The following is a 25,172-nucleotide window of genomic DNA, read 5'->3' as shown; positions in this document are numbered from 1 at the left end:
TGCCTCGCTAATCGTCGCTGTCGCCATACATGAGTCGCTGCGGGATGAGGCTCGCCGCCGTCAGCGCGCCGGTGACGTCGTAGTCGAACCGCAGCAGCCAGTCGAACACCTCGTCCGGCCACTTGTCGGGCAACAGCGTGTCGGGCGCACCGAGCGCCTTCGCAAGTCCGCGCAGTTTCTTGTGCGTCCAGCAGATCAGGATCGTCGCGTGGTCGTACCGTGGATCGGTATGCAGGCGTTCGGCCAGCGCGCGATAGGCGGTGTCGGCAAGGCGTGCATCGATGTCGAGGCCGAGTGCGGCCGCCAGCGGCTCGAGCGTGAGGCGCGAGCGACGGCTGTCGCGCGCATCGGCGGCGGCGATCAACCAGGCCGGTGGCGGCAGTCGCGACGCGCCCGAGGCAAGGTTCTGGAAATACGCCACGTAGGCCTGCGCACGCGCCATGCCGGCCGGCGTCAAACCGACGTCATGCCTGTCCCCGGATTTCTCCGCATGGCGAATCACCAGCAGGGTCGCGGCCTTGGGCATGGACATGGGCACGACGGAAGGATCCGAGTTTCCCGGTGATGCGTTGGCGCCCCGTAAATCCGCCTATCCCGCGGTCGGCGATCGGATGACGTCGCGGTCCATCGATGTGCACGCGCAGCGGGCGGCCACAGCCGCTGTGCCGTTGCCGTCATCGAGTGATGCGTACCTTGCACTCGCGTCCTGCTTCTCTCGCGCGACGCAATGACCGCCGGAGGCGGCACAGCGCCCTGCGACCCAATTCCCGGGCGCTTCTACCACGTGGGATGTTCCAAAGCCCTCCCGGTCGGCAACCGAGATCGCTCCGCGCTCAGCGGATTCCGCGCCATTCACGGCACTCGGTTGGATCCAACATGCAATTTCTCGTCTTCCGGCGCACCGACCGTGCGCTGGTGATCGTTCCCGCGTACCAGCGGCCGCCAGCAGCCTGCCTCGACCATGGCAGCCTGCGGTTCGCCGGCGTATGCGACATCGCCCTCCACGACTTCGTACCCGGCGTTGGCCAAACGCTCCGGCAGCACGGCTACGCCTCCATCCGCGAGCCGGACTGGGACGCGCTGGCCGAAGCGTCCTGCCTGGCCGAGATCGGCGATGAATGACCTCAACGCCATGCTGGCGAAGTGCAAGCCCCGCGCGGTCGAACGCGTGTTCGTCGACGTGTACCGGCGCGAGAACGGGCAGCTGCTCGTCCACGCCGACATCGATGATGCACGCGCACTCGCGCAGTGCATGCGTGTGGGGCGCGCCGGACTCGACGAGGCACGGTGGTCGCGCCGCCTCGGCTGCCCGTTGCGGCGCGCGCACGGCGCCGTGGTGCCGCGCGAGTTCGCCGCGCAGCTCATTTCCGACATGCTCGTCATCGGTTGAGGCGACGCCTCAGCCGCCGAGCGCCTTCGCGAGATAGCGCGCGGTGCGGCTGTCCTTCGACGTCGCGACGACGTCCGGTGCACCGCAGGCCACGATGCGTCCGCCGTTCTCCCCGGCGCCGGGCCCGACATCGATGACCCAGTCACTGTGCGCGACCACTCGCATCTCGTGTTCGACCAGCACCACGGTGTTGCCGGCGTCGACGAGGCTGTGCAGATGCACCATCAGGCGGTCGACATCCGCGGCGTGCAGGCCGGTGGTCGGTTCGTCGAGCACGTAGAGCCCGCGGCCGCGCTGGCTGCGCTGCAGTTCGGTCGCCAGCTTGATGCGCTGCGCTTCGCCGCCCGACAGCTCGGTCGCCGGCTGCCCGAGGCGCAGGTAGCCGAGGCCGATGTCGCGTAGCGTTTCCAGCGGACGCAGCACTGCTGGTTCGTCCGCGAAGAACGTGCAGGCTTCGTCGACATTCAAGGCGAGCACCTCCGCGATGTTGCGGCCGTTCCACTTCACCGTCAGCGTCGCCTCGTTGTAGCGCGTGCCATGGCAGGTCGGACACGGCGCATAGACGCTGGGCATGAACAGAAGTTCGACACTGACGAAGCCTTCGCCTTCGCAGGTTTCGCAGCGGCCTTTCGCGACGTTGAACGAAAAGCGCCCGACGTCGTAGCGACGACGTCGCGCGTCCGGCGTCGCGGCGAACAGCTTGCGCACGTGATCGAACAGGCCGGTGTAGGTGGCGAGGTTCGATCGCGGCGTGCGCCCGATCGGCTTCTGGTCGACGCGCACCAGGCGCCGCACGGCGTCGACGTCGCCCGCAAGGTGCCCGTGCGTGCGTTGCACGACGCTGGGACCGGCCTCGGGATCGGGTTCGTCGTCTTCGGGCTCGTGACCCAAGTGGCCGGAAACCAGTTCCACCAAGGCCTGGCTGATCAGGCTGGACTTGCCCGATCCCGACACGCCGGTGACCGCGGTGAGCACACCGAGTGGAATGCGTGCACCGATGCCGTGCAGGTTGTTGCGGTGCACGTCCTTCAGTTCCAGCCAGCCCGTCGGCTCGCGCGGTGTCCGCATCTGCGGTGCGGGCGTGTCGTCGAACAGATAGCGCGCAGTCTGCGACGACGCGACCTCGCGCAGCGCGTCCGGCGGCCCGCTGTAGAGCACCTCGCCACCGCGCTCGCCGGCGCCGGGGCCAACGTCCACGAGCCAGTCGGCGCGCCGCATCATTTCCAGGTCGTGCTCGACCACGAACAGCGAATTGCCGACGTCGCGCAGATGCATGAGGGCGTCGAACAGCGCTTCGCTGTCGGCCGGATGCAGGCCGGCGGTCGGCTCGTCCAGCACATAGACGACGCCGAACAGGTTGGAGCGGATCTGCGTCGCGAGGCGCAGGCGCTGCAGCTCGCCGGGCGACAGCGTGGGCGTGGCGCGATCCATCGCCAGATAATCGAGGCCGAGGTTCTGCAGCGTGCCGATGCGGGCGACGAGATCGGACGCGATGCGTTGCGCGGCGAGGCGTTTTTCTTCCGACATCGCGGGCGTGCGGTGTACATCCGGGGCCGCGTTGTGCGCGGATGCGCCCGCAGCCGCGCGCTTCGCGCGGTCGCGCTTCGTGGCGGCCGCGCCGCGGGCGTCGGCATCGCCGGCGGCGGCTGGCGGCGCCCCACCCTCTGCGACCGGACGGAGCACCTCGGCCAGGCGGTCGAACGACAGTTGCGACAGCTCGCCGATGTCGAACCCGGCGAACGTCACCGACAGCGCTTCGCGCTTCAGGCGCTTGCCTTTGCAGACCGGGCACAGCGTGCCCTGGAGGAAGCGGGCGACACGCCGCTTCATCAACGCGCTCTGCGTGGTCGTGAACGTGTGCAGTACGTAGCGGCGCGCGCCGGTGAACGTGCCCATGTACGCCGGTTCGAGTTTCTTCTTCAATGCCGCACGCGTTTCCGCGGGGCTGAAGCCGGCATAGACCGGTACGGTCGGCGTCTCCTCGGTGAACAGGATCCAGTCGCGATCCTTCTTGGGCAGATCCTTCCATGGCCGGTCGACGTCGTAGCCGAGCGTGACCAGGATGTCGCGCAGGTTCTGGCCGTGCCATGCCGGCGGCCACGACGCGATCGCGCGGTCGCGGATGGAGAGCGTCGGGTCCGGCACCATCGCGGTTTCGGTCACGTCGTAGACGTAGCCCAGTCCGTGGCAATGCGGGCACGCGCCCTGCGGCGTGTTCGGCGAAAAGTCCTCCGCATAGAGCATGGGCTGCCCGCGCGGATAGGTGCCGGCGCGCGAATACATCATCCGTACCAAGCTCGAGAGCGTGGTCACGCTGCCCACGGTCGAACGCGCGCTGGCGACGCCGCGCTGCTGCTGCAATGCGACCGCCGGCGGCAGGCCGTCGATGGCGTCGACGTCGGGCACGCCGACCTGGTCGATCAACCGGCGCGCGTACGGCGCCACCGATTCGAAATAGCGCCGTTGCGCTTCCGCATACAGTGTGCCGAACGCCAGCGACGACTTGCCGGAGCCGGACACGCCGGCAAACACGACGAGTGCATCGCGTGGCACGTCGACATCGACATCCTTGAGGTTGTGCTCGCGCGCGCCGCGCACGCGGACGAAACCGCCGCTGCCGAGATCGCGGTTGCCGCTGTCCTTTCGCGAACCGTCCATGCGCTGTCCGTCGTGAACCTGCCGCATTAGACGACGCGACGGGCGCGCAGGCGAGTGAAGACGGCACCGATGAGCGCGTCCGGTTTCTCGCACGTGTCGTCGAAACGGGCAGCGTCGAGGCGACGCGCGAGTGCATCATCGTGACGCGATCGGCGGCACCTCATCGGGCGCTCGTGCGGTCTTGATCCATGCCGTCCGGGCCGTGCGTCCGAAAGGACTGCCTTCAGCACGGGCCAGGCGCGCAAGTACTGCCGCGCGAATTCGTTCGCCACCGCGACCGCATTCCCGCGGCGATCGTCATCGTGCGGATGCGGCTGTCCGACGCAGGCTTGGGGCGGTGCGATCCTCGACGACACGCAGCAGGACGGCGGAAGAAAAGTGCGCTCTGCCGCCTTGAGGCGTCACGCGGGCTTCTGACGGGCGAATCGACGGCCCGTGCCGAAATCAGCGCCGGTCAGGGGACACCGGCGACATCGAACCCGGAAGAAGATCGGACCGCGTCCAAGCCGAGGCGTAGGCCGGCGAACCCGCAGGCGCCGGCCCGCTGGTCAGGGCGCTCCCTTCTGCAGCCCGACGCGCAACACCTGGTGCTCGGGCCATCCCGCCGCCAGCGCGCGGAATACCGCCACACCGGTTTCGCCACGCCGGCCTTCCGCATCGGCGAGCGCATCCTCGGCCTGCAGGCGCACGCGATCGGCGTCGAGCACCTCGAGCAGATTGGACGCACCGGCTTGGTAGCGAAGTCGCGCGAGTTCGGCAGCGCGCGTGCTCGCCCGCGCAGCGTCGGCAAGTCGATCCGTTTCCACCGCCGCGCGGCCGTGTCGCAGCAACGCGTCTTCGGTCTCTTCAAGCGCCAGCAACACGGTCTGCTGGTACTGCGCGAGTGCCGCATCGGCATCGGCACCCGCGGCCCGGATGCGCGCACGCACGCGTCCAACATCGAGGAACGACCAATCGATGCCGAGCGCCGCCAGACCCGCGCCCTGCCCGGCCGTAAACAGGCTGTTCGCCTCGCCCGAGCGTGAACCCAGCAGGGCGCCGAGCGTCAGCCGCGGGAACAGATCGGCCGTTGCGACGCCGATGCGGGCAGTCGCTGCGTGCAAGCGGTACTCCGCAGCGGTGACATCCGGCCGGCGGCGCAGCACCGACGCCGGCGTCTCGCCATCGAGCTGTGCACGAATCGCGGGAATCGACGATGGCGCCGACAGTGTCGCGATCAACGCATCCGGCGTTCGTCCGGTCAGCACCGCCAGACGATGCATCGCCACGCCCTCTGCCGCTTCGAGCGCCGGGATTCGGGCCTCGGTGGAGTCGAGCAACGCACGCGCGCGCTCGAGATCGAAGTCCGTATCGCGACCGGCCTTCGCCCGCACTTCGACGATGCGGAGCGTGTCGGCCTGGTTGTCGGCGTTCGCATGTGCGACCGCGAGCCGCGCCTGCAGGCCGCGCAGCTCGACATAGGTGCGCACGACTTCGGCGACGACGCTCACCTGCAGCGCATCGTGGTCGGCCGCCGCGGCCCAGGCTTCCGAGCGCTGGGCCTCGACGTCACGACGCACGCGACCGAACAGGTCGAGCTCCCAGCTCGCCACCGCACCCGCCTGGAACGACTTCCGGGTGCGGTCGCCATTCGCAGCTTCGTCGGCGGGCAGGCGCGTTTCGCGCGCGTCACCCTGCACCGTGATGGTCGGCAGCTGGTCGAAGCGTGCATTGCGCAGCAACGCGTTCGCGCGGTCGTAGTGGGCGAGTGCAACGCGCAGGTCGTTGTTGGCGGCCAGCGCATCGTCGACGAGCGTGTCGAGCACGGGATCGCCGACTTGGCGCCAGAACTCGCGCATGTCGCCGGGCGATGCCGGCTGCGCGCCGGCATCGAGAGCGTCGCCGCGCACGAACTGCGCCGGCGCCGGTGTATCCGGCCTGACGAAGTCCGGCCCGACCGCGCATGCGCTCAGCAGCACCATCGCCGTCGCAAGGACGAGGGGTTTGATCACCACGGCAGCACCTCGCCAAGATGATGGAAGCCACCGTTCGGGCCGTCCGCGCCGAGCAGCGCCATCTCCACGCTCGTACGCGCGCCGGTCTGCACGTCGAGCTCGCCCTGTGCGTTCATGTCGGTCTTGACCGAGCCCGGGTGCACCGCGTTGACCTTGATCTTCGTGTCGCGTAGCTCGTGGGCGAGGTGCACGGTCCATGCGTTGAGCGCGCTCTTGGAGGCGTCGTACGCCGGCATCTTGAAGTCGAAGATCGGCGACGCCGGATCGGTATGCGACGTCAGCGAGCCGAGCAGGCTCGACACGTTGACGATGCGCGCGGCCGGCGCGGCGCGTAGCAGCGGAAGGAACGCCTGCGTCGTCGCGATGACGCCGAACAGGTTGGTGTCGAACGTCTCACGCCACGTGCGCAGCGACTGCTGCGACGGCGGCAGGCTGAAGTCGTCGATGAACACGCCGGCGTTGTTCACCAGCACGTCGAGATGGCCGTACTTGTCGGCGACCTCCTGCGCCGCCTTGCGGATGCTGTCGGCGTTGGTGACGTCGAGTTCGATGGCGTCGACGGACAAGCCGTCGGCCTTGAACGGCAGCGCGGCGGCGACGGCGCGCGTGTGATCGCGACCGGCGAGCAGGACGTGCAGCCCTTCGCTCGCGAGCTGGCGGACGGTTTCGAGGCCGAGGCCGCGGGTGGCGCCGGTGACGAGGGCGATGCGGGTGTTGGAAGCGGTCATGTCGATTCTCCGGGGTCAGGCGGGAAGAGGTTCTGCGTCGATCGCTTCGGCAGCGGGCGCGGCATCGCGCGTCACGAGCTTGCGCAGGGCGACGTAGAACACGGGGGTGAGGAACAGGCCGAACAGGGTGACGCCGAGCATTCCGGCGAAGACGGTGATGCCCGTCGCGCCGCGCACCTCGGCGCCCGCGCCGTGCGAGAGCACGAGCGGCACGGTGCCGGCGATGAAGGCGATCGACGTCATGACGATCGGGCGCAGGCGCAGGCGGCAGGCTTCAAGCGCGGCCTGCACGATGCCGCGGCCCTGCAGCTCGAGCTCACGAGCGAACTCGACGATCAGGATCGCGTTCTTGCACGCGAGGCCCATCAGCACGACGAGGCCGACCTGCACGAACACGTTGTTGTCGCCGTGCGTAAGCCAGACGCCGACCAGCGCGGACAGCAGCGTCATCGGCACGATCAGGATCACCGCGAGCGGGAGCGTCCAGCTCTCGTAGAGCGCGGCGAGCACGAGGAACGCGAGCAGCACGGCGAGCGGGAACACGACGAGCGCGGCGTTGCCCTGGCTCGCCTGCTGATAGCTCAGGTCGGTCCACTCGATGTCCATGCCGTGCGGCAGCACCTTGCCGGCGAGCGCGGCCATCGTGTCCATCGCCTGTGCCGACGACAGCACGCGCGGATCGGCTTCACCGGCGAGGTCGGCGGCCGGGTAACCGTTGTAGCGCAGCACCGGGTCCGGGCCGTACGTCTGGTGCACGGTCACCATCGAGCCAACGGGCACCATCTCGCCGCGGATGTTGCGCGTGCGCAGGTTGGCGATGTCCTCGACGCTGTCGCGGAACGGCGCGTCGGCCTGCGCGATCACCTGCCAGGTGCGGCCGAACTGGTTGAAGTCGTTGACGTAGGCGCTGCCGAGGTAGGTCTGCAACGTTTCGAACAGCTCCGTCAGCGGCACGCCCTGCGCCTTCGCCTTGACGCGATCGACGTCGGCATCGAGCTGCGGCACGTTCGCCTGGTAGCTCGTGATCGGGAAGCTCATGCCCTTCGTCTGCGACACCGCGCCCTGCAGCGACTGCACCGCGTTCTGCAGCGCGCCGTAGCCGGCGCCCGAGCGATCCTCGACGAACAGCTGGTAGCCGTTGCCGTTACCGAGACCGAGGATCGGCGGCGGCATCATCGAGAAGGTGAAGCCCTCCTGCAGGCCGGCGATCTTCTGGTTGATCTCCGCGTTGATGTCGGCCGCCGAGCGATGGCGCTTGCCGAACGGCTCCAGCGACAGGAACGCCACGCCCGTGTTCGGCGTGTTCGTGAACTGCAGTGCGTTGAGACCCGGGAAGCTGATCGTGTGTTCGACGCCCTCGACGTGCGAGGCGATATCCGTCACCTTGCGCAGCAGCGCGTCAGTACGCTCGATCGACGCGCCTTCCGGCAGTTTCACGCCCGCGATCAGGTAGCCCTTGTCCTGTGTCGGGATGAAGCCCGGCGGCACGGTCTTGAACATCAGGCCGGTCGCGACCAGCAGCACCGCGTACACCACGAACACCGCGCCGCGACGGCCGAGCGCCTTCGACACCGCGCCCTGGTAGCGCGACGAGCTGGTGTTGAAGAAGCGGTTGAAAGGACGGAACAACCAGCCGAACAGACGGTCGATCAGGCGCGTCGGGGCATCCTTCGCTGCGCCATGCGGCTTGAGCAGGCGCGCAGCGAGCGCCGGCGACAGCGTCAGCGAGTTGACTGCCGAGATCACCGTCGAGATGGCGATCGTCACCGCGAACTGCTTGTAGAACTGACCGGTGACGCCCGACAGGAACGCCATCGGCACGAACACCGCGCACAGCACCAGCGCGATCGCGATGATCGGGCCGGAGACTTCCTTCATCGCCTGATGCGCCGCCGCCAGCGGGCTCAGGCCTTCCTCGATGTTGCGTTCGACGTTCTCGACCACCACGATCGCGTCGTCCACCACGATGCCGATTGCGAGCACCAGGCCGAACAACGTCAGCGTGTTGATCGAAAAGCCGAGCAGGTGCAGCGCGGCGAACGTGCCGACCACCGACACCGGCACCGCGATTAGCGGAATGATCGAGGCGCGCCAGGTCTGAAGGAACAGGATGACGACGAGCACGACGAGCGCGACGGCTTCGAGCAGCGTCGACACCACTGCCTTGATCGAATCGCGCACGAAGACCGTCGTGTCGTAGACCGAGCGGTACTCGATGCCGGCGGGGAACGTCTTCGCGAGCCCGTCCATCTTCGCGATCACCTGATCGCGGATGTCGAGCGCATTCGCGCCCGGTGCCTGGAAGATACCGATGGCGACCGCGTTCTTGCCGTCGAGCTGCGAGCGCAGCGTGTAGTCGCCCGCACCGAGTTCGATGCGTGCGACGTCGGCCAGGCGCACGAGCTCACCGTCCTCGCCGTTCTTGAGCACGATGTCGCCGAATTCCTCCGCGGTGGAGAGGCGACCGCGCGCATTGATCAGCGTCAGGAAATCACTGTTCGGCATCGGCTCGGCGCCGATCTGGCCGGCGGACACCTGCACGTTCTGCTCGCGCATCGCACGCACTGCGTCACCGGCCGTGAGCCCGCGTGACGCGAGCTTGTCCGGATCGAGCCACACGCGCATCGCGTAGTCGCCGCCGCCGAAGATCTGCGCATCGCCGACGCCGCGCACCTTCGCCAGCTCGTCCTTGACGTGCAGGCGCGCGTAGTTGCGCAGGTAGAGCGAGTCGTACTTGCCGTCCGGCGAGACGAGATGCACCACCATCAGGAACGTCGGCGACTGCTTCTGCGTCGTCACGCCCTGGCGGCGCACATCTTCGGGCAGACGCGCGAGCGCCTGGCTCACGCGGTTCTGCACTTTGACCGCTGCGTCGTCCGGATCGGTGCCCGGGCGGAACGTCACCGTCATCTGCAGCACGCCGTCGGAACCGGCGACGGACTTGACGTACATCATGTCCTCGACGCCGTTGATCGCCTCTTCGAGCGGTGTCGCGACGGTTTCGGCGATGACTTTGGGGTTCGCGCCCGGATACACCGTGCGCACGACCACCGACGGCGGCACCACCTCGGGGTATTCGCCGATGGGCAGCAGCGGGATCGCGATCAGGCCCGCGGCGAAGATGATGATCGACAGCACCGCGGCGAAGATCGGGCGGTCGATGAAGAAGCGTGAGAAGTCCATGCGTGGGTTCCTTGGCGGAAATCCGGGCCGAGGGGCCCCGCGCCTGCGCGGTTTCGCGCAAGCGGCGGGTGGAACGACGGAGCAAAAACGTCAGCGGGCGGCGAGCGCCGGCGACGGCGGCGGTGCACCCATCGCGATGGGCTTGGGCACCACCGGCATGCCGGGGAAGAACACCTTCTGCACGCCGTGCACGATCACGCGGTCATCGGGTTTCAAGCCCGCGGTCACCACGCGAAGGCCGTCGACGACACGACCGACCGTGATGTCCTTGCGCGTCGCAGCGTTGTGCGGGCCGAGCACGTAGACGTACTTGCGGTCCTGGTCGGTCAATACCGCCTTGTCGTCGACGAGCATCGCGTTCTGCGTCGCGCCGCCCTGCAGCTGCACGCGAGCGAACATGCCGGGCGTAAATCGACGATCGGGATTCTCGACGACGGCGCGCGCGCGGATCGAACCGGTCTGCGGGTCGACCTGGTTGTCGACGAAGTCGAGCTTGGCTTCGTGCGGATAGCCCGTTTCGTCGGCGAGCGCGACGCGCACGGTGTTCTGCGCACCGCCCTGCCCCTCGCGCTCGAGGCGCTTGTAGCGCAGGAACGCCTGCTCGTCGGCATCGAAGTAGACGTACATCGGGTCGACGGAGACGACCGTCGTCAGCAACGTCGAATCGGCCTGTGCGAGATTGCCGCGAGTGACGAGCGCGCGTCCGACGCGGCCCGACACCGGCGCACGAACCTGCGTGTACTGCAGTTCGAGTCGTGCCGCTTCCACCACGGCTTCGGCGGCGCGCACCGCGGCCGAACCCTGCGCACTCGCGGCACGGCGGCTTTCGAACTCCTCGCGCGAAATCGCCTGCGCTTCGACCAGCGTGGCGGCGCGGCGGTCCTGTGCCTGTGCGAGGCGGGCTTCGCTCCTCGCGCGTTCAAGTTCGGCGAGGGCGCGGTCGAGGTTCGCCTGGAAACGACGCGGATCGATCACGAACAGCAGGTCGCCCTTATGGACTTCCTGCCCTTCGGCGAACGCGACGCGATCGATGTAACCACTCACGCGCGGTCGCAGTTCGACGGTGTCGACGGCCGACACGCGGCCGGTGAAGTCGTCCCACTGCCCGACGGGTTTGGACAGCACCTGCGCCACGCTGACTTCGGGCGGGGGTGGCATTGCGGCGGCGCCGGGCTCGGCTTGGCTGCTGCAGCCCGCGGCGACGAGCAGCGTCGTGATGGCGAGCGCCAGTGCGGCGCCTCGCGAAAGAAGATGCAGTCGGCTCATCGATCGAAGTCCTTGGGTAGATGAGAGGTGAGTGATTCAAGGAGAACGCGCGCGTCGGCGATATCCGGATCACGCGAAGTCGCGGCGCGCGGCGAAGGTCGCCTTGCGGGTTCGAACTCGACGACCGGCGCGACGTTCACGCCGCGCGGCGCCGTGGCGAGCGCCACCGCACGCTCGCCGATCGCGCGAACGCGCGGCCATTGCGGGCACGCATGGGCGGCATTGAGGTCGGTGCATGCGGGTGCGGCGACGTCGAGTAGCTGCACGCGCACGCCGGTGGCGAGCGCCTCTTCGTGCAGCACACGCACCAGCATTCGCAGCGCGGCGGCGGCGACCGACCGGTGGCCGTAGCCCGCCCACGGCGTCGTGCTGCCAGGTCCGCCGATCACGACGTAGCGCAGGCCGGACGACTGCTCCGCCAGCCACGGCAGGAGCTGCCGCGCGGCGGCGATGTGCGGGGCGACGTCTTCGTCGATGCGCCGATGCAACGCGTCGATGCCGTCGTCGAGCACGCGTCCGCGGTCGGAACCGCCCTTGAGCGCGACCACGACGCCGTCGATGGGTCGACCAAGCCGCTTCAATTGGGCGACCAGCTTGACGGCGCCGCGGTCGTTCGACACCGAGGCGCGCAGCAGCGTGAGGTCGGCGGCCGGATGCCGCGTCTCCAGCGCCTTCAGGCCGCTGCAGCCGCGGGCCACGGCGATGACTGCACGGCCCGCTTCGACCGCTGCATCCACCACCGCGCGGCCTACCGTCCCGCTGGCACCGAGCACGAGCAGTGCCCCGCTCATTGTCCCGCTCCCGGGACTTTCAAGCCCGCATTCGGGACGATCGGACGATGCGGCCAATGCAGGCCCGATGCACCCACGATCGCCGCGACGGCGACGCCGACCGGCAGGAGCACGGCGAACCCGAGTGCCCAGCCCAGCAACGCCAGCCCCCCGTGCAGCGTCGCGACGTGCCGGATCAGCGTCGCGCCAAGCGTCAGCACGGCGAAGGCGCCGACCAGCACGAAGGCGGTCGTCAGCAGCCGGAAGGTGAAGGGGGTGGTCATCGCGCGGCAGTCGGATCAGAGGCTGCGCAGGCTAGACCTCCGTCCCGGATTTGATTAGCCACAACTTCGGGGAATAATTATCCCGGAATCGGGACAGTCCCCGACCCCATGCCGTGCCATCCTGCACGCCCCGAAGCCAGGAGCCGTCGCATGTCCCGCGATCTCAACGACACGCTGGTGTTCGTGAAGGTGGTCGAGCACGGCAGTTTCATCTCCGCCGCGCGCGCCCTGCGGCTGCCGAAGACCACCGTCAGCCGGAAGGTTCAGGACTTGGAAACGCGCCTCGGCGCGCAGCTGCTGCATCGCACGACACGCAAGCTCGGGCTCACCGAAGCGGGCAACGTCTATTTCGAGCATTGCCAGCGCATCGCACGCGAACTCGACGAGGCCGAAAGCGCGGTGAGCCAGCTGCAGGACGGGCCACGCGGTTGGCTGCGCGTGACCGCGCCGTATTCCATCGGCATCAACTGGATCGCGCCGCTGCTCGGCGAGTTCCACGCGCAGCATCCAGAAGTGCGCGTCGAGATGATCCTCACCAACGAATCGCTCGACCTGATCGACAAGGAGATCGACGTCGCGCTGCGCGTCGGCAACCTGCCCGATTCGAATCTCGTCGCACGCAAGCTCGCCTCGTTCCGCTCTCAGGTGTACGCGAGCCCGACCTACATCGAGCGTCATGGCGAACCGCTGCATCCCGACGATCTGCAACACCATCGTGCGCTGACGTTCTCGAAGTTCCGCCGCAACGGCACCTACATCTGGCCGCTGTCCGATGGCGAGCGCAGCGTCGAATACCGCGTCGATCCGGTGCTGGTCGCGAACGATCCGGGCTTCCTCACCGGCGCACTGCTGTGTGGCGAAGGCCTGATGCTGTCCAGCGACATCACCATCAAGGGCTTCGTCGAACAGGGCTTGGTGCGCCACGTCCTCGCCGGTTGGACCGGTCCCGAATACGACTGCAGTGCCGTGTTCCCGAAGGGCCGCGTGCAATCGCCCAAGATCCGTGTGTTCGTGGATTTCCTCGTCGAACGCCTGAACTTCGATGCGGACTACATGCAGATGTCGTGTCCGAACCGGAAGGGTTGCACGATGGAAGCAGACGCGGGAACCGAAGTCGACGGCGAAACGCGTACGGATGCTGTCGCCGCGCCGGCAGTGAAGGTGCTGGAGGTGGCGTGACCGAACGTGCGGGCGGTATTCCTTAGTTGCACCGTCTCGCGTGGGCATCGGCGCCGTCATTGCGCGCGCTCCACAATTGCATGCTCGCGCGCCGCTCGATGCCTGATTCGCAGAGCGCTCTTGTTTCGACAGGCCGCCGATTGAACCGCCCGAAGGGCAGGCAGCACGACACGCAGGAAGCTGGGCCCACCAGGATTCGAACCTGGAACCAAGGGATTATGAGTCCCCTGCTCTAACCGTTGAGCTATAGGCCCGTAAACGCTTTCAGGCCACTTGAGCCCGACGCCGCCGCAATTTTGGTGTAACTCCGCCAGCGAGTCGAGCTTGCAGGGCGTCCACTGCATCGACCAGATTGGCGGCGCGCGTGTAGCGCTCGGCCATTGCACGCGTCTTTCATCCGCCAATGGCTTGAATGGTAGCGGCGTCGAGTCCTGCGTGCGCCGCGTTGGCAGCCACAGTGCGGCGCATCGTCTGCGGCGTGATATTTGCTCGGCACCTCAGCGCCCTCGACACATCGCGCGAATTGCCGTGACTGGTCAATCGCCGTCACATCGATGAGCTGCCGCAGCTTCAGGGCCGTCCTAAGCATGTGCGCAAGCGCCGCAGCCTCGCGATTGATGGTCGCAGCAGATGCGTCTTCAGAGCGCCTCGTCGTGACGCATGCCTTCCAGTCTTCGTCGCTCAACCAGGCCAATGGCGGCGCAGTCGCCCCAAGTGGCGTTTCGGGATCTGCCACGCTCAGCGACAGTGCCGATCCAGGCTTCTTTCTGCACAGCGTCAGCGGGTCGATCTACGTCGGTGGCTCTGACCTCGACGCTGTAGGCAGCTGGGGTCGAACGCTGCCATCGGACGAACGGGCGACGCGACGCAAAGGGTGCCTGACGCAGTTGCGCGCAGCTCTAGGATAGGCTTGGCATCCTAATGTTCCGGGAAAAGTCGATGACGCTGTTCGGGATCATGGGCGCGGGTGGCTTTGCGCGAGAGGTCATGCCGGTCGCCGACGAGATGCTGGCGCAGGGGTTCGACAAGTACGAACTCGTGTTCGTGACGACCGCCGGCTCCGCGGACCGTATCAACGGGAAGCTGGTGATCAGCGAAGCGGAGTTCCTCAATCATCCCGGCGATAAGCGATACAGCTGCGCCATAGCTGACTCGGCACTACGCCGCAAGATCGATACTCAGATGACGGCCGCTGAAGTGCGGCCGTTCACGATCGCTGCCGTTGACCATCTGTCGCTCACGCACAACGACATCGGCGAGGGCGCCATCCTCTGCCCCTTCACGACGGTGACTGCAAACGCTCGAATCGGGCGCCACTTCCACGCAAACCTCTACTCGTACGTTGCCCACGATTGCGAGATCGGACACTTCGTCACCTTCGCCCCGAATGTGCACTGCAACGGCCGCGTCGTAATTGAGGATGACGTCTATGTTGGCGCCGGCGCGATGATCCGACACGGCAGTGAAGATGCGCCGCTGGTGATCGGACGCGGCGCGGTCATCGGCATGGGGGCAGTGGTCACCCGCAGCGTGGCGGCGGGAGAGACGGTGGTCGGCAACCCGGCGGCTCCTATCCGGCGTCGTTAGCGCTCGGTAAGACACGTCACGCAAGAATGGCGCGTATTGCCCCCCAACTGCAGTTCGCCGTGCGCCAGATGAAAACGGACTTGTCGGACGTCTTGGGCGGGTCGGGCGATCTGCTGTAGCAGATCGCGGCGCTATGCTGACCTCCGTCTGGGCGGCGTTGGCCGTGAACTTCGCGAGATTCGAAGCGCCAACGACCCGAATTCAAAGCCGACCAGCATCCACTGGCAGCACAGCTGTGTAATTCCCATGTAATCGGGCCAGAAAAACCCGGAAATTTGAGGACTTTTGCAGCCTTCGACGCCAATCGGAAAGTGTTCGCCAGCGGACTCTGAGTCCTCCGCTCTAGCCGTTGAGCTATAGGCGCGGAGCGGAGCGGCTGTAGCGGCTGCACAAACGACGAGCCCGCCAATCGGCGGGCTCGTGCGCATTGCGATGACGCGATCGATCAGTCGATGTCGAGGAACGACCGCAGCTGTTCCGAACGGCTCGGATGACGCAGCTTGCGCAGGGCCTTCGCTTCGATCTGGCGGATGCGCTCGCGGGTGACGTCGAACTGCTTGCCGACTTCTTCCAGCGTGTGGTCGGTGTTCATGTCGATGCCGAAGCGCATGCGCAGCACCTTCGCCTCCCGCGGCGTCAGGCTGGCGAGCACGTCGCGCACCGTCTCCGACAGGTTGATGTCGGTGGTCGCATCGATCGGGGACATGACGTTCGTGTCCTCGATGAAGTCGCCGAGATGCGAATCCTCGTCGTCGCCGATCGGCGTCTCCATGGAGATCGGCTCCTTCGCGATCTTCATGACCTTCCGGATCTTGTCCTCCGGCATGTCCATTTCCTTCGCCAGTTCTTCCGGCGTGGCCTCGCGGCCGTAGGTCTGGAGCATCTGGCGGGAAATGCGGTTGAGCTTGTTGATCGTCTCGATCATGTGCACCGGGATACGGATGGTGCGCGCCTGGTCGGCGATCGAGCGGGTGATCGCCTGGCGGATCCACCACGTCGCGTACGTCGAGAATTTGTAACCGCGGCGGTATTCGAACTTGTCGACCGCCTTCATCAGGCCGATGTTGCCTTCCTGGATGAGGTCGAGGAACTGCAGGCCGCGGTTCGTGTACTTCTTCGCGATCGAGATCACGAGGCGCAGGTTGGCCTCGACCATCTCCTTCTTCGCCTTGCGCGCCTTCGCTTCGCCGTAGGCCATCGCGCGGCTGATTTCCTTCAGCTCCGCCAGCGTGACCTTCATGCGCTGTTCTTCGTCGATCGTCGCCCGCTGTTCGAAGACGATGCGATCCTTGACGTCGCGCAGCGCCGACGCCCACTTCTGCTTGCGCTTGAGCAGCTCGTCGACCCACTCGAGGTTGGTCTGGTTGCCGTCCCACGCGCGGATGAAGTCCTTGCGCGGCATCTTCGCGATGCGCACGGACAGGTCGAGGATGCGACGCTCGTGCTCTTTCACCTTCGCGACGGAATCGCGCAGGTTGCGTACCAGCGCGTCGGTCAGGCCGAGCGGCAGCTTGAGCGTGACGAAGATTTCCGCCATCTCCTCGCGGATCTTCTTGGTCGACTTGTGATCCGCGCCGTTCTTTGCGTGCGACTTCTCGAACTTGCCGTACAGATCGGCGAGCGCGCCCATGCGATTGGCGACTTCGACCGGATCCGGGCCGGTCGGGCCGGCTTCCTCGGCGGCGTCATCGCCGTCGACGTCCGCGTCGTCCTCATCCTCCGCGTCGGCGTCGGCGACTTCGGCCACCGGCGGCACTTCCGGCACCTCGTCGATCTGGTCGAGGAACCCGACCACGACTTCGGCGAGGCGCTTCTTGCCGCCCTTGTGCAGCTCGTAGTCGCCGAGGATCCAGGCGATCGTGCCCGGGAACGACGCGAGCGAGGCCTGGACCTGCGACAGGCCCTCCTCGATGCGCTTGGCGATGGCGATTTCGCCTTCGCGAGTCAGCAGTTCGACCGTGCCCATCTCGCGCATGTACATGCGCACCGGGTCGGTGGTGCGGCCACCCTCGGTGTCGAGCGAGGTCAGCGCGGCCGCGGCTTCTTCCGCGGCGGTCTCGTCGACTTCGCGGTTGCCGCTGGCTTCGCCCGCGAGCAGCAGGGTCTCGGCGTCCGGTGCAATTTCATGCACCTGGATGCCCATGCCGTTGATCATGCCGATGATGTCTTCGATCTGTTCGGGATCGACGACGTCGTCGGGAAGGTGATCGTTGACTTCGGCGTAGGTGAGGTAGCCCTGCTCCAGACCCTTGCTGATCAGTTGCTTGATGTCCGACACCTGGGTCTGACGTTCGTTGGCCATGGGCTGCGCCACCTGAGTAAAGGGGTCGAGGGAACCGTGCATTATACCAGCGCGACCTGCCGGACTGGACCGGAAAAGCGGCCGGAGGCTGAGCGGGTCAGGCCCGCAGCAGGAAGGTGACCGGGCCGTCGTTAGCCAGGCTCACCACCATATGGGCACCGAAACGACCGGTTTCCACCGTTGGATGCGCCGTGCGACAGGCTTCGACCAGGCGGTTGAAGAGGGGTTCAGCGATTTCAGGCGCCGCGGCGGTCTGGAACCCGGCCCGCATGCCGGACGAGGTGTCGGCCGCAAGGGTGAACTGGCTGACCAGCAGCAGGCCGCCCCCGGTCTGGGCCAGGCTGAGGTTCATCCGCCCGCCCTCGTCCTCGAAGAGCCGGTAGCCGATCAGGCGCTGGGCCATCCGCGCGACCTGCGCCTCGCCGTCCCCCCGCTCGATGCCCACCAGGGCGAGCAGGCCCGGACCGATCGCCCCGACCGTTTCACCGTCCACCTCCACGTCCGCGCGGGTCACGCGCTGGATCAGGGCGAGCATGGACGACGGTCGGCAGGCATGCAGTCAGGCTAGCAGACGCACGGGTGCACCCCGCCGAAAACATCGTGGCCCGTAGACTGGCCGGATGCCGCGCGTGCTCGCCGCCCTCCTCTACGCCCTCGCCGCCACCGCCGCGCGCCTGCCGTGGCGCTGGCTCGCCGCGCTCGGTGATGCCATCGCGGCCGCAGCGCTTCGCCGCAACAGCCGGGAATCGCGCATCACCCTGCGCAACCTCGAACTGATCCAGCCGGACGCCGCGCCGGCCGATCGCGAGGCGCTGCGTCGCGACGTCGTCCGTGTCACCGCACGCCAGGCGCTGGAGACGCTCCGTTTCTGGACGCGGCCGCATAGCCGGAACCTGGCGGACATCGTCGAGCACCACGGCGCCGAACGGCTCGACGCCGCGATCGCCGCGGGCCGCGGCGTCATCGTCGTCGCCCCGCACTACGGCAACTGGGAGCTGCTCAATCAGTGGCTCGCGTCGCGCACACCGCTGGCGATCCTTTACGCACCGCCGGAGTCTGCGATCGGCGACGCCTTCCTGCAGCGTGTGCGTGCGGCGCATGGCGACGCCTCGCGCGTCACGCAGATCCGCGCCGAGGCCGCGGGCGCACGCCAGCTGTTCAAGTGGCTGCAGGGCGGTGGCGTGGTCGGCATCCTGCCGGACCAGCAACCCAAGCAGGGCGACGGCGAATTCGCACCTTTTTTCGGCCGTCCTGCGCTGACGATGAGCCTGCTTGGCCGCCTTGCCGCACGCACCGGCGCGACGGTGCTGATCGCGTGGTGCGAACGCATCGGTGAGGATGCGCGTGGGCCGCGTTTCGCGCTGCACCTCGAGCCTGTCGACGAAGCAGTCGCCGATCGCGACATCGCGACCTCGGTCGCCGCGCTCAATCACGCGATCGAACGGGTCGCGCGTCGCGATCTCGCGCAATACCAGTGGACGTACAAGCGATTTTCGATCCAGCCCGACGGCATCAATCCGTACTGGCCGGACTGCTACTGACGAGGGGGAATGCCATGCGGGCGATAGGGGGATCGGCCGTGCTCGCACTCGCGCTCACGGGCTGCGGCGCGGTGGACACGATGAAGGAAGGCTTCACGCACTCGCAGGAGGTCGCGGCCGATCTCGAGAAGTCGGTGGGCAAGAAGCCGCAGGTGGGCTTCAACGGGGCGAACGGCACGCTCACCAACGTCACCGTGATGTTCGACGGCATCCCGCCGGGCCCGAGCAACGAGCAGATCGCCCGCCTGAGTCGCGACGCCATCGCCACGCGTTTCAAGCAGGCGCCGAAGCAGGTGACGATCAGCTACGTGCTGAGCGAGTAACGCCGGCCTCGGCGGCGACGTCCAGCAGCATCGTTTCGTAGTCCGCCGCCATGCGCTCGCGGCTGTAACGCGTGAGCGCGGCGGCGCGTGCGGCGGCCGCCAGTCGCGCGGCTTCAGCATCGTCGCGCAGAAGATGTTCGATGACGTCGGCGAGTGCGGCGGGATCGCCTTCCGGAACCAGCCGCCCGTCGACGCCGTCGTGCAGCGTCTCGCGCACGCCGGGCACGGCGCTGCCGATCACCGCACACCCCGCGGCCATGCCCTCGATCAACGCGAGCGGCATGCCTTCGTAGTGCGTCGACAGCACGCACAGGCGATGACGCATCAGCAGCGCCGGCACGTCGCGGTGCAGGCCGAGGAACTGCACCTGATCGTCCAGGCCGAGTTCACGTGCGAGCTTCTCGACCGGTTCGCGGTGCGCTCGCTTGCCCGCGCCGGCAAACATCACCGGCGGTGCGAGGCCGCGTTCGCGCAGGATTGCGACGGCACGCACCAGCGTCGCGTGGTCCTTCTGCTTGGAGAAGCGCGCAACCATGACGATGCCCGGCACGCGCGCCTGAACCGGCAGCATGTCGATGCGCACGAACGGCGTCACGCGGATGCCGTTGGGGATCGCGATGGTGCGCTCGGGCGGCATGCCCATCCCGAGCAGCACCTGCCGCACGCCCTCCGAACACCCGACGACGCGCGCGGTGCGCTGCGCCAGCCAGCGCGTCTGGGCGCGTCGCCACGGCGTATAGCGCTCGCGCGTGTTGTGCTCCACGTGCACGAGCGCCGGAACATGCGCGAGTAGACCAGCGTAGCGGCCCCACAAATGCTCGGAGAAGCCATGCGCGACGAGCACATCCGGCTTCCAGCGCCGGCACAGGCGCGCGAGGGACAGGACGGTCGCGATATGCGCGGCGCCGGTCACGACCTCGAGCGGTACCCCGGCATTGCGCAGCTCGGCGATGCGCGCGGGATCGGTACGGCGCTTGCGTCGCAGCACCAGCAATGGCTCGATAGCGTCACCGGCGCGATGCGCGTTGACCAGGGCAATGGCCACTTGCGTCGCACCGCCTGAAAACCCACCGGTGACGAAATGGATGACGCGCAGGGGTCGCTCGACGGCCATTGGGAACTCCTTGATCAGGCACAGCCTAAAGCGCGACGCTTTGGCCGCCTATACTCGGCCCGACCTCGTCGGCGACCGTCCATGACCGCACCGCTGCCCCTGTCCGGCGTCGTCATCACCCGCAACGAGGCGGACCGCATCGAGCGCTGCCTCGCCTCCATGCGCGAGCTCTGCGACGAGATCATCGTGCTGGATTCGGGCTCGACGGACGCCACGGTGGAGATCGCGCGTCGCCTCGGGGCACGCGTCGAACATCGCGACTGGGACGGCTTCGCACGTCAGAAGAACGCGGCAATCGAGCGCGCGATGCAACCCTGGGTCTTGCTGCTGGACGCGGATGAATGGCTGGAGCCGCCGGCGATCGCCGAAGTGCGCAAGCTGTTCGACGGCGAGATCGAAACCGCCGACTGCTGGCTGCTGCAGCGTCGTACGCATTTCCTTGGTCACACGATGCGCGCCGGCAGCTTCGCGCGCGAACCGGTGCATCGCCTGTTCCGGCGGACGCTGCGGCATGGCGACGTTCCTGTTCATGAGTACCTGGACGTGAAAGGCTGGCGGGTGCGCCCGTCGTCGATCGTGCTCGAACACGACACTGCGCGCAGCGAAGCCGAGTACTGGCAGAAGCTGCAGTGCTATGCGCGCCTGTGGGCGCGGGAACGTTCGGCGCGCGGCAAGCGCGCTGGCGTGGTGCGCGCTGGCGCAGCCGCGGCCATGTACCTGGTCAAGAACCTGGTCCTGCGCGGAGGTGTGATCGACGGGCGCGCCGGTCTGCGCTTCCACCTGCTGCACGCGCGATACGTCTGGACGAAGTACCGCCTGCTGGGTTTGGTGCTCTGAGCGAGGGGCGCGTCTAACTGCGCAGCGGCGCAAGATCACGGGCGAGGCGTCGTGCGCGCAGGTGCCATCCGCGCACGCGGCATGCCGTGAGCATGCCGGCGCCGCGATCGGGAAAGTGACGATCGAACGCACGACGGGCCGCGTCCCGCAAGGATGCGTCGGCCGCGCTTTCGTCGAGGCGACGGGCCAGCCAGGCGAATCCGCGCGCCCGGTAATAGGCGGATGCGAGCATGAGCTCGCGCGTCTGTGCCTGCGCAGTGCGCTCGGCGACCTGGTCGAGCGAGTGCAGCCGGTCGTGCAGCGTGCGCGCGTCGATCGTGTGCACCAGGCTGCTGTCGCGCTGGCGGTAGCGCACCCAGCCCAGCGGCGCACGCAGAGTGGTCGAGGCGTAGATCGCCAGGTCGAGACTGGGCGCCACGTCCTCGAACACGCGGCCGTCGTCGAATCGGATGCGTGACCAGCACGCCCGCGTCGCGATCTTCGACCACACGTGCAGCTGGCCCGCGAGCAGCAGGCCGGTCAAGCGCGATTCCGGCGTGGCGAGTTGGTTGGCACCACCCTCGAACGTGCTGCGGCGGCGCCAGTCGCCGGGATGGAGGCCACCCGATGCGTGCAGCGTGCGGTAATCGCAAAGGACGAGATCCGGCGCCGATGTCGTGACGACCGCGCGCAAGGCGGCGATGGCGCCCCGCGCGAGCGCGTCGTCCGAATCCACGAACCAGCAGTAGTCACCGCGTGCTTCGTCGAGCAGCCGATTGCGCCCCGTCGCGACACCAACGGCCGTCGCGTTGTGCAGCGCGCGAATGCGCGGATCGCGTGTCGCGTAGTCACGCGCGATCCGGCCGGTGTCGTCGGTCGATGCATCGTCCAGCAGTACGAGTTCGACGCCTGCATCGGCCTGCGACAGGATCGAATCCAGCGACTCCGGCAACCAGCGCGCGACGTTGCGCGCCGGGATCAGCACGCTCAGCCACGGCGTGCCCGTCGTCACCGCAGGCAGTCCTGCGCGGACGCCGGCACCAGCCACCACTCGCGACGGTTGCTGTGGCCGACGAAAATCGCGTGCCGGCGATCGATGCAGGGAACGAGCGCGTCGTCTTCCATCAGGATCCAGCGCCGCGTCGGGTCGAGGTGCTGCCACGCGAGCGCGTCGTGCAATTGCCCCGCGACATCACGGGTGAAGCCGAACGTGCGCGCGGGACGGTCGGCCATCAGCAGGTTCTGCTCCTTCCACGCGACCAGCGCGAGTTCGTCGCTGGGCCGCATCGACGCCGCGGCGCGCTGCATGAGGCCGCGGGCGGAACTGGCGTCGTTGAGCAAGGGCTGCGCAGCGAGGCCGACCAGCAGCCACAGCCCGGTGAGAGTGCCGAGCAGCGCGGTGACACCACGTCGCACGCCGAAGGCGAGAAGCATCGCGATCCCCCACATCGCGACCGCAAGCATCACCCAGCCGAGCGCATCCGCCCCGCCAACGAGACCGCGCGCTTCGTCGAGACGTTGCTCGAAGCCCGGATGCCCGAACACGACCAGTGCGCCAGCGACGCCCACGGCGACCACCAGCGCAGTCGCAAGCGCGAACGCGAAGCGGCGTGCGTTCGTGTGCTCGATCGCGTCGGGCAGCCACGCACCCAGCGCGACGCAGAACATCGGCAAGGCCGGCAGGATGTAGACCTCGCGCTTGCCCGCGCTGAGGCTGAAGAACACGACGACGAGCGCGACCCAGGCGAGCAGCAGCGCGAGCCGGCCGTCGCGCGCGCGCAGTGCATCGCGCCAGCCGCGCCACATCCACGGCAGGGCGAGCAGCGCCGGCAACCACTGCGTGAGGATGACGACGAGGAAGTACCAGATCGGCTGGCGGTGATGCCACGGATCGGCGTAACGCTTGGCGGTCTGGCGCAACAGGATGTTATCGGTGTAGTCGCGCAGCGCGGGATCCTGACTGTGCTCGACCGTCCACAGCATCGGTGCGAGCCACAGCGCGATCGGCAACAGCAACAGCAGCGGGCCGAGCCATGTCGCCGGACGTCGCCAGCCCTGCGCGCCGACCTGCAGCCAGCCGCGCGCATGCAGCACCGCGGCGGGGATCAGCACCAGCAGCGCGATCACGCCGACGCCCTTGGTGATGACGCCGAGTCCCGCGGCGAACCAGCCGAGGTACCACATGCGCAGGTCGGGTCCGCGCACGAGGTGGCGCATCAGGCCGTACATCGACAGCGTCACCCAGAACACGAGGAGCGGATCGATCTGCGCGCGCCGCGCCTGGAAGGTGAAGGCGAAGGTGAAGAGCAGCGCCCACGCGGCGCAGGCGCCGGCGCGACGGTCGTACAGGCGCGCACCAAGATCGCGCACGAGCGCCAACGTGCCGAGCGAGGCGAGCAACGACGGCAGCAGGAACGCGACGCGCAGGTTGCCGACCAGCGTCAGCGCGACCGCCTGCAGCCACATGAAAAGCGGCGGCTTGTCGGCATAGAGCTCGTTGCCGCGCATCGGGAACAACCACTGGTGGCTGTCCACCATCTGCTTCGCGACCAGCGCGAAACGTGGTTCGTCGGCAGGCCACGGGTCGCGCAGGCCGAGCCCCGCGCCGAGCACGAGCAGGGCGACGAGCCAGAACAGCCAGCGTTCGCGGGATTCGGCAGCCTTGAGCATCGGGCGATGATACGGGCGACGCCGCATCGCGCCGTCAGGCGGCGCGCTTGGCGAGGCGCGCGTAGAAGAATCCGTCGCGACCACGCTCGCCGGGCAGCACCTGGCGGCCTGCACCGCTCTCGCGGCCGAAGCGCGCGTCCAGCGGCTCGGCGATGGCATCGGGTGCGCGCTTCAGGAATGCCTCGACCTGACGTTCGTTCTCGTCGCGCAGGATCGAGCACGTCGCGTACAACATCGTTCCGCCGGGCGCGACGGTGGTCCACAAAGCGTCGAGCAGCCTCGCCTGCAACGCCACCAAGGCGTCGAGATCGCTCTCACGACGATGCAGAACGACGTCGGGCTGGCGTCGCACGATGCCGGTGGCCGAACACGGCGCGTCGAGCAGCACCGCATCGAACGGCGCGCCGTCCCACCACGCCGAGACGTCGGACGCATCCGCGCTGATCAGGCGCGCGCGCCCGTCGAAACCGAGGCGCTGCATCGCCTTGTCGACCTGCGCCAGCCGTTTCTCATCGACATCGAGGGCGGTGACCGAGAGCGAGGCGTCGCGCTCGAGCAAATGCGTGGTCTTGCCGCCCGGCGCGGCGCAGGCATCGAGCACGCGTGCGCCCGGTGGCGGCGCGAGTGCATCGGCGACGGCCTGCGCGGACGCGTCCTGCACGGTGACGACGCCCGCATCGAAACCCGGCAGCGTCGCCACGGGCACCGCGTGCGCCAGACGCAACGCATTCGGCAACACCTCGTCCGCGAGTGCTTCGATGTCGAGCACGGCGAGTTGCGCGAGGTAGTCGTCGCGCGCCATGCGTTGACGATTCACACGCAGCCACATCGGCGGCATCTGTGCGCTGGCGTCGAAGAGCGCGTCGACGTCGTGCGGCCAGTCCGCTTCGATGCGCGTGCGCAGCCAGTCCGGCCAGTGCGCGCGTGGATCGCCCGTCGGGATGCCATCGCGTTGTGCGCGTCGCAAAAGAGCGTTGGTGAGACCCGCGCGATGCGCCTGCCCGCTCGCGCGCATGGCGTCGACCGTCGCCGCGACCGCCGCGTGCGCCGGCAGCGCGAGCGGGTCGAGCTGCGCCAGGCCGACCATCAGCAGCGCGCGCACCGCACTGTCGCGGCGCGGAAGCGGTTTCGGCATCCACGCATCGAGCGCGGCGCCATAACGCGACGGCGCGCGCAGCACGGCGAGCACGATCGCTTCGGTCAGGGCGCGGTCGCGAGGATCCGCGAGGGTCGACAGCGCGGGACCCAGTTCGGCACGCAGCGAACGATGCCGATGCAGCACCGCATCGAGCACGCGTGCGGCGGCGAGGCGCGGCGCGACGCCCGGCGCGTTCTTGGAAACGGTGTCGCGTGCGGCCATGGACGCG

20 protein-coding genes, 1 tRNA gene and 1 pseudogene are annotated in these 25,172 nt (G+C 68.0%); 7 read left to right on the top strand and 15 right to left on the bottom strand.

The features are described from left to right. Positions 1-7: 7 nt before the first annotated feature. Positions 8-532, bottom strand: coding sequence for a histidine phosphatase family protein (locus DWG18_RS14805; protein ID WP_115647899.1), 525 nt, complete (start codon positions 530-532; stop codon positions 8-10). Between the two features lie 344 nt (positions 533-876). Between DWG18_RS14805 and DWG18_RS14800 the strand changes: the two genes are divergently transcribed. Next, on the top strand, positions 877-1,122 hold the full coding sequence (locus DWG18_RS14800; protein WP_115647898.1) for a hypothetical protein: 246 nt from the start codon (positions 877-879) through the stop codon (positions 1,120-1,122). Next, on the top strand, positions 1,115-1,390 hold the full coding sequence (locus DWG18_RS14795; RefSeq protein ID WP_115647897.1) for a hypothetical protein: 276 nt from the start codon (positions 1,115-1,117) through the stop codon (positions 1,388-1,390). Before DWG18_RS14800 ends, DWG18_RS14795 begins: the two co-directional genes overlap by 8 nt. A gap of 9 nt (positions 1,391-1,399) precedes the next feature. Here DWG18_RS14795 and DWG18_RS14790 read toward each other — a convergent pair whose 3' ends face one another. From DWG18_RS14790 to DWG18_RS14760, 7 genes are all read right to left on the bottom strand, one after another. Next, positions 1,400-4,048 carry an excinuclease ABC subunit UvrA gene (locus DWG18_RS14790; protein ID WP_115647896.1) on the bottom strand — a complete coding sequence of 883 codons (2,649 nt, stop codon included), beginning with the start codon at positions 4,046-4,048 and terminating at the stop codon, positions 1,400-1,402. Positions 4,049-4,596: 548 nt separating this feature from the next. Next, positions 4,597-6,042: an efflux transporter outer membrane subunit gene (locus tag DWG18_RS14785; protein WP_205289374.1), complete on the bottom strand. Its 1,446-nt coding sequence runs from the start codon at positions 6,040-6,042 to the stop codon at positions 4,597-4,599. Further along, entirely contained in the window at positions 6,036-6,770 is a 735-nt protein-coding gene (locus DWG18_RS14780; RefSeq protein WP_115647895.1) for an SDR family oxidoreductase, read from the bottom strand. Before DWG18_RS14780 ends, DWG18_RS14785 begins: the two co-directional genes overlap by 7 nt. Before the next feature lie 15 nt (positions 6,771-6,785). Then, entirely contained in the window at positions 6,786-9,953 is a 3,168-nt protein-coding gene (locus DWG18_RS14775; protein WP_115647894.1) for a multidrug efflux RND transporter permease subunit, read from the bottom strand. 90 nt (positions 9,954-10,043) lie between these two features. After that, positions 10,044-11,219, bottom strand: a complete 1,176-nt coding sequence (locus DWG18_RS14770) for an efflux RND transporter periplasmic adaptor subunit (RefSeq protein WP_115647893.1) — start codon at positions 11,217-11,219, stop codon at positions 10,044-10,046. After that, positions 11,216-12,010 carry an SDR family NAD(P)-dependent oxidoreductase gene (locus tag DWG18_RS14765; protein ID WP_115647892.1) on the bottom strand — a complete coding sequence of 265 codons (795 nt, stop codon included), beginning with the start codon at positions 12,008-12,010 and terminating at the stop codon, positions 11,216-11,218. Before DWG18_RS14765 ends, DWG18_RS14770 begins: the two co-directional genes overlap by 4 nt. Continuing rightward, a complete protein-coding gene (locus tag DWG18_RS14760; protein WP_115647891.1) occupies positions 12,007-12,273 on the bottom strand; it encodes a hypothetical protein in 267 nt (88 codons plus the stop codon). The genes DWG18_RS14765 and DWG18_RS14760 overlap by 4 nt, the downstream gene beginning before the upstream one ends. A gap of 150 nt (positions 12,274-12,423) precedes the next feature. On the opposite strand from DWG18_RS14760, the pseudogene DWG18_RS14755 reads away from it, so the two are divergent. After that, positions 12,424-13,329 (top strand): annotated as a pseudogene (locus DWG18_RS14755) (LysR substrate-binding domain-containing protein); the annotation flags it as partial. Between the two features lie 304 nt (positions 13,330-13,633). On the opposite strand, the gene DWG18_RS14750 reads toward DWG18_RS14755, so the two are convergent. Further along, a tRNA-Ile gene (locus tag DWG18_RS14750) sits at positions 13,634-13,706 on the bottom strand. 685 nt (positions 13,707-14,391) lie between these two features. On the opposite strand from DWG18_RS14750, the gene DWG18_RS14745 reads away from it, so the two are divergent. Next, positions 14,392-15,039, top strand: coding sequence for an acetyltransferase (locus tag DWG18_RS14745; RefSeq protein WP_115648222.1), 648 nt, complete (start codon positions 14,392-14,394; stop codon positions 15,037-15,039). Positions 15,040-15,484: 445 nt separating this feature from the next. Here the strand turns inward: DWG18_RS14745 and rpoD are convergent, their stop codons facing one another. Together rpoD and dtd are read right to left on the bottom strand one after the other, a co-directional pair. Then, positions 15,485-17,341, bottom strand: coding sequence for an RNA polymerase sigma factor RpoD (gene rpoD, locus DWG18_RS14740; protein ID WP_115647889.1), 1,857 nt, complete (start codon positions 17,339-17,341; stop codon positions 15,485-15,487). Positions 17,342-17,438: 97 nt separating this feature from the next. Then, on the bottom strand, positions 17,439-17,876 hold the full coding sequence (gene dtd, locus DWG18_RS14735; RefSeq protein WP_115647888.1) for a D-aminoacyl-tRNA deacylase: 438 nt from the start codon (positions 17,874-17,876) through the stop codon (positions 17,439-17,441). 85 nt (positions 17,877-17,961) lie between these two features. Here dtd and DWG18_RS14730 point away from each other — a divergent pair, with 85 nt between their 5' ends. Next, positions 17,962-18,882 (top strand): lauroyl acyltransferase, encoded by a 921-nt coding sequence (locus DWG18_RS14730; RefSeq protein ID WP_115647887.1) that lies wholly within the window; start codon positions 17,962-17,964, stop codon positions 18,880-18,882. A gap of 38 nt (positions 18,883-18,920) precedes the next feature. Beyond that, on the top strand, positions 18,921-19,205 hold the full coding sequence (locus tag DWG18_RS14725) for a hypothetical protein (protein ID WP_115647886.1): 285 nt from the start codon (positions 18,921-18,923) through the stop codon (positions 19,203-19,205). On the opposite strand, the gene DWG18_RS14720 is transcribed toward DWG18_RS14725, so the two are convergent. Beyond that, positions 19,183-20,319, bottom strand: coding sequence for a glycosyltransferase (locus tag DWG18_RS14720; protein ID WP_115647885.1), 1,137 nt, complete (start codon positions 20,317-20,319; stop codon positions 19,183-19,185). The two genes, DWG18_RS14725 and DWG18_RS14720, sit on opposite strands and share 23 nt — an antisense overlap. 81 nt (positions 20,320-20,400) lie before the next feature. Between DWG18_RS14720 and DWG18_RS14715 the strand changes: the two genes are divergently transcribed. Then, entirely contained in the window at positions 20,401-21,156 is a 756-nt protein-coding gene (locus DWG18_RS14715; protein ID WP_162823883.1) for a glycosyltransferase family 2 protein, read from the top strand. A gap of 13 nt (positions 21,157-21,169) precedes the next feature. Here the strand turns inward: DWG18_RS14715 and DWG18_RS14710 are convergent, their stop codons facing one another. From DWG18_RS14710 to rsmB, 3 genes are read right to left on the bottom strand one after another with little or no spacing between them, the layout of a single operon-like run. Beyond that, a complete protein-coding gene (locus tag DWG18_RS14710; protein ID WP_162823882.1) occupies positions 21,170-22,147 on the bottom strand; it encodes a glycosyltransferase family 2 protein in 978 nt (325 codons plus the stop codon). Next, a complete protein-coding gene (locus tag DWG18_RS14705) occupies positions 22,144-23,805 on the bottom strand; it encodes a glycosyltransferase family 39 protein (protein ID WP_162823881.1) in 1,662 nt (553 codons plus the stop codon). Before DWG18_RS14705 ends, DWG18_RS14710 begins: the two co-directional genes overlap by 4 nt. Before the next feature lie 34 nt (positions 23,806-23,839). Next, positions 23,840-25,165: a 16S rRNA (cytosine(967)-C(5))-methyltransferase RsmB gene (gene rsmB, locus DWG18_RS14700; RefSeq protein WP_115647882.1), complete on the bottom strand. Its 1,326-nt coding sequence runs from the start codon at positions 25,163-25,165 to the stop codon at positions 23,840-23,842. Positions 25,166-25,172: the final 7 nt, after the last annotated feature.

It is taken from the genome of Lysobacter sp. TY2-98 (assembly GCF_003367355.1).
In the GTDB taxonomy this organism is placed as follows: domain Bacteria; phylum Pseudomonadota; class Gammaproteobacteria; order Xanthomonadales; family Xanthomonadaceae; genus Cognatilysobacter.
The sequence above is the reverse complement of the archived record's forward strand: the minus strand, read 5'-3'. Positions and strand labels throughout refer to the sequence as shown.

Coding starts and splice junctions, on each gene's coding strand:
- DWG18_RS14805 (WP_115647899.1), bottom strand. CDS start 532: ATGTCCATGCCCAAGGCCGCGACCCTGCTGGTGATTCGCCATGCGGAG.
- DWG18_RS14800 (WP_115647898.1), top strand. CDS start 877: ATGCAATTTCTCGTCTTCCGGCGCACCGACCGTGCGCTGGTGATCGTT.
- DWG18_RS14795 (WP_115647897.1), top strand. CDS start 1,115: ATGAATGACCTCAACGCCATGCTGGCGAAGTGCAAGCCCCGCGCGGTC.
- DWG18_RS14790 (WP_115647896.1), bottom strand. CDS start 4,048: ATGGACGGTTCGCGAAAGGACAGCGGCAACCGCGATCTCGGCAGCGGC.
- DWG18_RS14780 (WP_115647895.1), bottom strand. CDS start 6,770: ATGACCGCTTCCAACACCCGCATCGCCCTCGTCACCGGCGCCACCCGC.
- DWG18_RS14775 (WP_115647894.1), bottom strand. CDS start 9,953: ATGGACTTCTCACGCTTCTTCATCGACCGCCCGATCTTCGCCGCGGTG.
- DWG18_RS14770 (WP_115647893.1), bottom strand. CDS start 11,219: ATGAGCCGACTGCATCTTCTTTCGCGAGGCGCCGCACTGGCGCTCGCC.
- DWG18_RS14765 (WP_115647892.1), bottom strand. CDS start 12,010: ATGAGCGGGGCACTGCTCGTGCTCGGTGCCAGCGGGACGGTAGGCCGC.
- DWG18_RS14760 (WP_115647891.1), bottom strand. CDS start 12,273: ATGACCACCCCCTTCACCTTCCGGCTGCTGACGACCGCCTTCGTGCTG.
- DWG18_RS14745 (WP_115648222.1), top strand. CDS start 14,392: ATGACGCTGTTCGGGATCATGGGCGCGGGTGGCTTTGCGCGAGAGGTC.
- rpoD (WP_115647889.1), bottom strand. CDS start 17,341: ATGGCCAACGAACGTCAGACCCAGGTGTCGGACATCAAGCAACTGATC.
- dtd (WP_115647888.1), bottom strand. CDS start 17,876: ATGCTCGCCCTGATCCAGCGCGTGACCCGCGCGGACGTGGAGGTGGAC.
- DWG18_RS14730 (WP_115647887.1), top strand. CDS start 17,962: ATGCCGCGCGTGCTCGCCGCCCTCCTCTACGCCCTCGCCGCCACCGCC.
- DWG18_RS14720 (WP_115647885.1), bottom strand. CDS start 20,319: ATGGCCGTCGAGCGACCCCTGCGCGTCATCCATTTCGTCACCGGTGGG.
- DWG18_RS14715 (WP_162823883.1), top strand. CDS start 20,401: ATGACCGCACCGCTGCCCCTGTCCGGCGTCGTCATCACCCGCAACGAG.
- DWG18_RS14705 (WP_162823881.1), bottom strand. CDS start 23,805: ATGCTCAAGGCTGCCGAATCCCGCGAACGCTGGCTGTTCTGGCTCGTC.
- rsmB (WP_115647882.1), bottom strand. CDS start 25,165: ATGGCCGCACGCGACACCGTTTCCAAGAACGCGCCGGGCGTCGCGCCG.